Origin of the sequence: Cellulomonas biazotea (assembly GCF_004306155.1) — a bacterium.
Taxonomy (GTDB): Bacteria; Actinomycetota; Actinomycetes; order Actinomycetales; family Cellulomonadaceae; genus Cellulomonas; species Cellulomonas biazotea.
This window is the reverse complement of sequence record NZ_BIMR01000101.1, coordinates 1-6183: the sequence shown is the minus strand read 5'-3', so window position 1 is coordinate 6183 and position 6183 is coordinate 1. Positions and strand designations below refer to the sequence as shown.

The window sequence follows — 6183 nt, the reverse complement described above, 5'->3', positions numbered from 1 at the left end:
GCCGCGGCCTCCCGCAGCGCCGCCGTCTCGGGTGCGCCCGGGGCGAGCCGGGCGAGGTGCAGCCGCAGCCGCCCGCCGCACGCGAGGCCCGCCGCGAGGCCGTCCGGGTCGCCGACGCCCAGGTGGACGGTGCGCGGGCGCCCGTCGTCGAGGACGCGGTCCGCGACGTCGAGCACCGCGCCCTCGACGCAGCCACCGGCGAGCGAGCCGTCGACGTGCGCCCCGTCCCACGCCATCGACGTGCCGAGCGCACGCGGCGCGCTGCCGTCGACGCCCACCGTGGTGGCGACGACGAGCGTCTCCCCCGCGTCCAGGCGGGCGAGCAGCCGGGCGGCGATCTCGAGCACGAGTCCCACGGTGGCACGCCGAGGTCACGGCGGGGTTTCGGCGGCGTGCGGGTCGGCCGGTGGGGTTACCTGCCCGACACGACGACGTCACTCCCCTGTCGCGGGGCGTTCGTAAGGTCCAGCATGGTCACGAGACGGGCCGACGCCCCACCGCTCGACACGACACCCCACCACACGCCCAGCACGGGGAGGACGGGTCGATGACGTTCGTCCTGGCGGAGCACCAGTACGGCAAGGCGGAGTCGCGCCTGGTCCGGGTCTACCGCGACACCCCGCGGCACGAGATCCGCGACCTCACGGTGACGACGGCCCTGCGCGGCGCCTTCGACGCGGCCTACCTCGACGGCGACCAGTCGGCGGTGCTGCCGACCGACACCCAGAAGAACACCGTGTTCGCGTTCGCGAAGCAGGTCGGCGTGGGGGCGGTCGAGGACTTCGGGCTCGCGCTCGCGCGGCACTTCGTCGCCGACGTCGAGCCCGTGCACGGCGCGCGCGTCGAGCTCGAGGAGCTCGCCTGGCAGCGGGTGGTCGTCGACGGCGTCGAGCACGACCACACGTGGGTGCGCGCGGGTCAGGAGGTCCGGACGGCGGCCGTGACGGTCGACGCGTCGGGCGAGCACGTCGTGGGCGGCCTCAAGGACCTCGTGCTGCTCAAGTCGACCGGGTCGGAGTTCGCCGGGTTCCTGCGCGACGGGTACACGACGCTGGCCGACGCGCACGACCGCGTCATGGCGACGTCGCTCGACGTGCGGTGGCGGTTCGCCGGGACGGACGTGCCCTGGGACGAGACGTACGCCGGCATCCGCGCGACGCTCGTCGAGCAGTTCGCGACCCGGCACTCGCTCGCGCTGCAGCAGACCCTGTGGCACATGGGCACGGCCGTCCTGGAGGAGTTCGAGCAGGTCGTGGAGATCCGGCTCAAGGCGCCCAACAAGCACCACGTCGCCGTCGACCTCACGCCCTTCGGGCTGGAGAACCCCGGCGAGGTGTTCGTCGCGACGGACCGGCCGTACGGCCTCATCGAGGCCACGATCACGCGCGAGGACCCGCCGCCGGCGGGCGAGGCGTGGCGCGCGTCGGCGGGGCTCGCATGACCGCACCGACGACCGACCGGCAGTGGCTCGCGCGGGCCGTCGACCTCGCGGCCGCGAACGTCGTCGCGGGCGGCGGGCCGTTCGGGGCGCTCGTCGTGAGCGCCTCGGGCGTCGTCGTGGCCGAGGGCGCCAACCGCGTGACCCGCGACCTCGACCCGACCGCGCACGCCGAGGTCGTCGCGATCCGTGCGGCGTGCCGGGCGCTCGGCTCCTTCTCGCTGGGCGGCACGACGCTGTACTCGTCGTGCGAGCCGTGCCCGCTGTGCCTGGCCGCCGCGCTGTGGTCGCGCGTGGACCGCGTCGTGTACGCGGCGAACCGCGACGACGCGGCCGACGGCGGGTTCGACGACCGGGAGTTCTACGAGCTGTTCGCGCGCGAGCGCTCGCAGTGGCACCTGCCGGTCGACCACGTGAGCGTGCCGGGTGCGCGGTCCCCGTTCGAAGCGTGGCGCGCGCACGCGTCGCGCATCGACTACTGACGCCCGCCGTCGACGGGTCCCGGCAGTGCCGGCCGACACCCCGGCCGCGGCGCGCCCGGTCGCCGTCAGGTGCCGCGGTACGTCGAGTACGCGAACGGGCTGAGCAGCAGCGGGACGTGCAGGTGCGCCGACGGGTCGCTCACGGTGAAGTGCACGGTCACGCGCGGGTAGAACGCGGTGACGCCCTGCGCGGCGAACCACGTGCCGGTGTCGAGCTCGAGCCGGTGCTCCCCCGCCGTCAGCGCGGCAGTGCCGAACTCGCGCACGCGGCCGTCGTCGTCCGTCGACGCGGTGCCGAGCACGGCACCGTCCGGGCCGACCAGCGTGACGGCGACGCCCACCGCGGGGCGGCCACGGGCGGCGTCGAGGACGTGCGTCGTGACGTGACCGCCCGCGGACCCCGCGTCGACCACCCGCAGACGGCCCAGCGCGATCTGGCGGAGCTGCTCGGCGACCTCCTCGAGCTCGTCGGCGGCGTCGAGCGTGAGCCGCCGGTCCAGCTCGGCGAGGACCTCGGCGCGCGTCCGGCCGGCGGCGCGCACCAGGAACACGCGGCCGAACCGGTGCTCGTACGCGGCGTTCCCCGCGGCGAGGCGTGCGGCGAGATCCGGGTCGTCGGCGTCGGGTGCCTGCTGCTCACGACGGCTGTGGTCCTGCGCGGCCCCCACGCCGACGGGTCGCTCGCCGATGCGCGGGTGGTGCGCGAGCGCCTCGTCGATCTCCACCGGGCTTAGGGGGGTCGCCGCGGCCCGGGCGGCGGCCAGCAGCGCGTCGAGGTCCGCGTACGGGGCTCCGGCGAGCACGTCGTCGACCCAGCGCCGCACCCCGAGCGCGGCCTCGAGGTCGGCGCGCGCGGGGGTCACGGGGGTCGCGGACATGGGCTTCACTGTAGCGATGGGCCTGGTGGGGATCGTGCTGGCGGCGGGTGCGGGCACGCGTGCGGGCGGGCCCAAGGTGCTGCGCTCGACGGACGGCGAGCCGTGGGTGACGCGGGCCGTGGACCGGTTGCGGGCGGGCGGCTGCGACCCGGTCGTCGTCGTGCTCGGGGCCGCGACCGACGCAGCACTGCCGCTCCTGCCCACCGGTGCCGTCCCGGTCGTGGCGACCGGCTGGGCCGACGGCGTGTCGGCCTCGCTGCGGGCCGGCCTCGCGGCCGCGGGCGCGACCGACGCGGTGGCGGCCGTCGTCACGCTCGTCGACCTGCCGGGGCTGCCGACCGACGTCGTCACCCGGCTGCTGGAGGCACCGCCCGACGAGCGCACGCTGCGGCGGGTCGTCGTCGACGGCGTCCCGAGCCATCCCGTCGTCCTCGGCCGCCGCCACTGGGTGCCCCTGGCGGAGGCGGTTTCCGGCGACACCGGCGCGGGTCCGTACCTGCGCGACCGCGGCGCGCAGCCCGTCGAGTGCGGCGACCTGTGGGACGGGGCCGACGCCGACCGGCCCTGAACCCCGACCGGGCCGCCGGGGTCAGCCCGCGCGCTCGTGCGCCAGGTGCAGCACCGCCGCCGCGAGCGCCCGCAGCCCCGCCTCGACGTCGGCGACCGTCACGGACTCGTCCGGGTGGTGGCTGATGCCGTCCGCGTTGCGCAGGAACAGCATGCCGACGTCCGTGACGGCGCCGAGCGCCATGCCGTCGTGCCCGGCCGGGCTGAACAGGTCGAGGACGTCCCGCTGCCCCGTCCCCTCGGCGCCCGCCCGCAGCACGTCGCGCAGCAGCGGGTCGCACACGACCGCCGGCGCGTCGTGGACCTGTTCGGCCGACCACGTCAGACCGCGCCGGCCCGTGATCTGGTCGAGCTCGCCCGCGAGCAGCCCCCACACGCGGTCGCGGGACTCCGCGAGCTCACCGCGCAGGTCGAGGGTCAGGCGGGCCTCGCCCGGGACGACGTTCACGGCACCGGGAAACGTCTCGAGCCGCCCCACGGTCCCGACGACGTGGTGCTCGGCACGGCACAGGCGCTCGACCGCGAGGACCGCCTCGCTCGCGCCGAGCAGCGCGTCGTGGCGCGCGTCGTAGGGAGTACCGCCCGCGTGCCGGGCCTCGCCGACGACCGTCAGCCGGTAGCGGCGGGCGGCCGCGATGGACGTGACGACCCCCAGCGGCGCACCCGCGCGGTCGAGCTGCGGGCCCTGCTCGATGTGCGCCTCCAGGTACCCCGCGAGGGACGCCCGCGGACGGGCCGCCTCGGCGACGCGGGCCGGGTCGAGCCCGAACGTCGTGAACGCGTCCCGCAGGCTCGTGCCGTCCTCGTCGCGCAGGTCCCACCAGGTGGGGTCCCACGCGCCGGCGACCGCCGAGCTGCCCAGCAGGGCCTTGCCGAACCGCGCGCCCTCCTCGTCCCAGAACGCGACGACGTCGACCCCGAACGGGAACCCGCCGACCACACGCCCGAGCAGCCGGACCACCTCGAGCGCGGCGAGCACGCCGACGATGCCGTCGTACCGGCCCGCGTCGCGCACCGTGTCGAGGTGCGACCCGAGCACGAGGGACGGCGCGTCGGGGTCGCGGCCGTCGCGGTGCCCCCACCGGTTGCCCGCCGCGTCCTGCCAGGTCCGCAGGCCCGCGTCCTGCATCCAGCGGGCGACGACGCCGTTGACGCGGGCGTGCTCGGGCGACAGGTACACGCGCTCGATGCCGTCGGTGCGGGACGACACCGCGGCGAGCCGGTCGCAGCGCGCCATGACCCGGGCGGCGGCGTCCCGCCACGCGCCGGGAGGCAGGTCGGGCAGGACCGGGTCCGTCGGGTCACTCACGCCGCGTCCCCGTAGACCTCGGCCGCGGCGTCGACGCCGCCCCCGTGCGGCACGCGCGCGCCCGCCCGGCGCAGCACCTGCTCGAGCGCCGCGAGCGTCGTGAGGACGGCGTCGCGGCGCGCGTTCACGCCCATCGTGCCGATCCGCCAGACCCGGCCGTGCAGCGGGCCGAACGACGTGCCGATCTCGATGCCGTAGTCGTGCAGCAGCGCGGCGCGCACGCCGTCGCCGTCGACGCCCGCGGGGATCTCGACCGCGACGATGTTGTGCATCTTGTGCGCGACGTCGCCGAACACCCCCAGGCCCAGGCCGCGCACGCCCGCGAGCATCGCCGCACCGGCGCGGGCGTGCCGTGCGACGACCTGGTCGCGCCCCTCGTCGAGCAGGACCCGTGCGCACTCGCGCGCGGCGTAGAGCATGCTCGTCGCCTCGGTGTGGTGGTTGAGGCGCCGCGGACCCCAGTAGTCGAGGACCTGGCCCAGGTCGAAGTAGTTGGACAGCACGGGGTCGGGTGCGTCGTCGTCGCCCTCCTCGCGCAGGCCCGCCTCGACCCGGTGCCGCGAGCGCACGACGGCCACCGCCTGCTCGGACAGGCTGAGCGGCGCGCTGCCCGACGGGCCCGACAGGCACTTCTGCAGCCCGGCGGTCGCGGCGTCGAGCCCCCACGCGTCCATCTCGAACGGGTTGCCGCCGAGCGACGCCGTCGCGTCGGTGTAGAGCAGCGCGCCGTGCCGCGCGCAGATCGCGCCGAGCTCGTCCAGCGGCTGGTTCATCGTCGTCGACGTGTCGCCCTGCACGACCGCGACCAGGTGCGGCCGGACCCGCGCCACGGCCTCCTCGACGGCCGACGGCGTGAACACCTGCCCCCACTCGGTCGCGATGGTGTGCACCTCGGCCTGCGCGCGCAGCGCGATCTCCGCGAGCAGGTGCCCGAACCGCCCGAACACAGGGACGAGCACGCGCTGCCCCGGCCGGACGAGCGAGACGACCGCCGCCTCGATGCCCGCGCGGGACGTGCCGTCGACCAGCAGCGTCGCGTCGTTGCGCGTCGCGAAGACCTGCCGGTACAGCTCCTGCGTCTCGGACATGTAGCCCGTCATCACGGGGTCGAACTGGCCGACGAGCGGTGCGGACATGGCACGCAGGACCCGGGGGTCGGCGTTGACCGGTCCGGGGCCCATGAGCAGCCGGGCCGGGGGGTTCACGGGGGCGACGGTCATCGTGTCTCCTTCGCGGCGTCGCGCTCGACGCCGGTGGTGCGGGTCCTCACGGTGCCGCCCGCCGCCGCGAGCGCCGCGCCCGCGCGGACCAGGTCGAGGTCGCTGCTGGCCGGGCCGACCAGGCACACGCCGACGGGCGCGGGCCCGCGCACGGTCGGCACGGTGAGCAGCGGGACGGACAGGGCGGGCAGCCCGCCGACCCCGGCGAGCGCGGTCGTCGGGAGGGTGGCGGCGCGGACGCGCGCGAGCTCTGCCGCTCCGGCGTCGCGCGCGGGGGCGGGGCCGGGGG

At 76.5% G+C, this 6183-nt stretch carries 7 protein-coding genes and 1 pseudogene; 3 read left to right on the top strand and 5 right to left on the bottom strand.

The features are described from left to right. The coding region (locus tag CBZ_RS08215; protein ID WP_165446703.1) for an XdhC family protein at positions 1 to 347 on the bottom strand (347 nt) is incomplete at its 3' end. 200 nt (positions 348 to 547) lie between these two features. Between CBZ_RS08215 and pucL the strand changes: the two genes are divergently transcribed. Together pucL and CBZ_RS08205 are read left to right on the top strand one after the other, a co-directional pair. Next, entirely contained in the window at positions 548 to 1441 is an 894-nt protein-coding gene (gene pucL / locus CBZ_RS08210) for a factor-independent urate hydroxylase (protein ID WP_130781082.1), read from the top strand. After that, positions 1438 to 1920 carry a nucleoside deaminase gene (locus CBZ_RS08205; protein WP_130781081.1) on the top strand — a complete coding sequence of 161 codons (483 nt, stop codon included), beginning with the start codon at positions 1438 to 1440 and terminating at the stop codon, positions 1918 to 1920. The genes pucL and CBZ_RS08205 overlap by 4 nt, the downstream gene beginning before the upstream one ends. Before the next feature lie 65 nt (positions 1921 to 1985). Here the strand turns inward: CBZ_RS08205 and uraD are convergent, their stop codons facing one another. After that, positions 1986 to 2798, bottom strand: coding sequence for a 2-oxo-4-hydroxy-4-carboxy-5-ureidoimidazoline decarboxylase (gene uraD, locus CBZ_RS22085; protein WP_307720747.1), 813 nt, complete (start codon positions 2796 to 2798; stop codon positions 1986 to 1988). Between uraD and CBZ_RS08195 the strand changes: the two genes are divergently transcribed. Next, positions 2797 to 3366 (top strand): nucleotidyltransferase family protein, encoded by a 570-nt coding sequence (locus CBZ_RS08195; RefSeq protein WP_246013162.1) that lies wholly within the window; start codon positions 2797 to 2799, stop codon positions 3364 to 3366. The genes uraD and CBZ_RS08195 overlap by 2 nt on opposite strands. 21 nt (positions 3367 to 3387) lie before the next feature. Here the strand turns inward: CBZ_RS08195 and CBZ_RS08190 are convergent, their stop codons facing one another. From CBZ_RS08190 to CBZ_RS20815, 3 genes and pseudogenes are all read right to left on the bottom strand, one after another. Beyond that, positions 3388 to 4674, bottom strand: a complete 1287-nt coding sequence (locus CBZ_RS08190; protein ID WP_246013160.1) for an allantoate amidohydrolase — start codon at positions 4672 to 4674, stop codon at positions 3388 to 3390. Then, the gene (pucG, locus tag CBZ_RS08185) at positions 4671 to 5894 is read right to left on the bottom strand and encodes a pyridoxal-phosphate-dependent aminotransferase family protein (RefSeq protein ID WP_246013158.1); all 1224 of its coding nucleotides are present in this window, start codon (positions 5892 to 5894) and stop codon (positions 4671 to 4673) included. The genes CBZ_RS08190 and pucG overlap by 4 nt, the downstream gene beginning before the upstream one ends. After that, positions 5891 to 6183 (bottom strand): annotated as a pseudogene (locus CBZ_RS20815) (hypothetical protein); the annotation flags it as partial. The gene pucG and the pseudogene CBZ_RS20815, both read right to left, overlap by 4 nt.

What these genes read in the sequence shown, in the direction of transcription:
- pucL (WP_130781082.1), top strand. Translation starts at nt 548, where the DNA reads ATGACGTTCGTCCTGGCGGAGCACCAGTACGGCAAGGCGGAGTCGCGC.
- CBZ_RS08205 (WP_130781081.1), top strand. Translation starts at nt 1,438, where the DNA reads ATGACCGCACCGACGACCGACCGGCAGTGGCTCGCGCGGGCCGTCGAC.
- CBZ_RS08195 (WP_246013162.1), top strand. Translation starts at nt 2,797, where the DNA reads ATGGGCTTCACTGTAGCGATGGGCCTGGTGGGGATCGTGCTGGCGGCG.
- uraD (WP_307720747.1), bottom strand. Translation starts at nt 2,798, where the DNA reads ATGTCCGCGACCCCCGTGACCCCCGCGCGCGCCGACCTCGAGGCCGCG.
- pucG (WP_246013158.1), bottom strand. Translation starts at nt 5,894, where the DNA reads ATGACCGTCGCCCCCGTGAACCCCCCGGCCCGGCTGCTCATGGGCCCC.